Raw genomic sequence first — 1,653 nt, forward strand, 5'->3', positions numbered from 1 at the left:
CAGACCGTGCGGAAACTCTGCGGCACGTTGCCGACCTGACGTTCTTTTCGACGAGGTGGGTTGGGGGAGACGCTTGATCCGGGTTTTTGGCTGTGCGGGCGGCATATTGGCGCGATGGGGAGCATGCCTGGCTGTATCGACGCCCTTGGCGGCGCGGATCAGGCTGTCACCGCCCGGATCAGCCCCGGGATACCAACGAGGGTGATGGCTCGCCTCAGATTGTAGGCGAGCGCCGTCAGGCTGAACTCGCCGCGGACCTTCTCTAGCCCGCGCATGAGAAAAGCGCCCTGGTTCATCCATTGTTTGATCGAGCCGAACGGATGCTCGACCGTTTCCCGGCGGATGTTGAGGATACCGGGTCGGGCGGCGAGCCGCTTCGCCATGCGCTCGAGCACCGCCTCGTTCTCCCAGCGGTTGATGCGGCGCCAGCGGCTTCCGGTACAGCGCGCCCTGATGGTGCAGGCGGCGCAGGCCGCGGGGCTGGAATACTGGATTGACACATGGCCATTCGTGACCGAGCGGTAGCGGGTGTCGAGAAGCCGGCCGCCGGGGCAGCGGTAGGCGTCGGCTTCCGGGTCGTAAGCGAAGCGCTCCTTGGGAAAGCGGCCGTTGGCGACCGCGCTGCCCCGCTCGGGCCTGGCGACATAGGGCGTGATGCCGTTCGCCTCGCAGGCCTCGATGTCCTCACCCTTGTAATAGCCCATGTCTGCCACGGCATCGATGCGCTCGAGATCAAGCGCCACCTTGGCCGCGCCGGCGGTGGAGGCGAGCAGACCCATGTCGGTCGCGGCATTGGTGACGTGCTGCTCGACGATCAGCTTGTGCTTCGCATCGACCGCCACCTGCGCGTTGTAGCCGACCGTGGTCTTCTGACCCGTCACCATCGCACGCGCATCGGGGTCGGTCAGCGAGATCTGGCTCTCGCCGCTGGCGTTCAGTTGCTCCAGCATCGCCGCCTGCGCCTGCCGCCGTTCGCGCACGTGAGCGATCTTCGCGGCCAGCGCCTCGCTGCGCCCGGGCCCATGGCCATCCTCGCCGCGGTCGATGGCGTCCAGCTCGGCCAGATACCCCTCGAGCCGCTCGTCGGCCGCGGCAATGTACCTGGCCAGCTTGGCGCGAGAGAAGTTGCGTCCCGGATTGTTCACCGCCTTCAGCCGGGTGCCGTCGACCGCCAGCAGCTCGCGACCGAACAGGTCCAACTTGCGGCACAGGACGACGAAGGTGCGGAACACCGCCTTGAACGCACCCCGATTGTCACGACGGAAGTCGGCGATGGTCTTGTAGTCCGGCCGCAGCCCGCGCAGCAGCCAGATCAATTCAAGGTTGCGCGTCGCCTCGGCTTCCAGACGCCGGCTCGACCGCACCCGGTTGAGATAGCCGTACAGGTACAGTTTGAGCATGTCGGCCGGGTCATATCCCGGTCGTCCCGTCGCCTTCGGCCGTGTACGATGGAAGCCGGCCTCGCCCAAATCGAGGTCATCGACGAATACGTCGATGAACCGAACCGGGCTGTCCGCTGCCACATAGTCCTCGACCGATGCCGGCAACAGCAGCGACTGGTCGCGCGCATGACCCTCGATGTACGCCATCGGCACAGCATACGTCTGTTCGCGAGCCTATGGAATCAATCACCGAGTTTCCGCACAGTCTGGA

Annotated in this window: 1 protein-coding gene; it reads right to left on the bottom strand. The window is 65.8% G+C overall.

The features are described from left to right. Window positions 1–158: 158 nt before the first annotated feature. Window positions 159–1,589, bottom strand: coding sequence for an IS1182 family transposase (locus HNO88_RS21890; protein WP_184250944.1), 1,431 nt, complete (start codon window positions 1,587–1,589; stop codon window positions 159–161). Between the last annotated feature and the right edge of the window lie 64 nt (window positions 1,590–1,653).

Source organism: Novosphingobium chloroacetimidivorans, from assembly GCF_014204535.1.
Classification (GTDB): domain Bacteria; phylum Pseudomonadota; class Alphaproteobacteria; order Sphingomonadales; family Sphingomonadaceae; genus Novosphingobium; species Novosphingobium chloroacetimidivorans.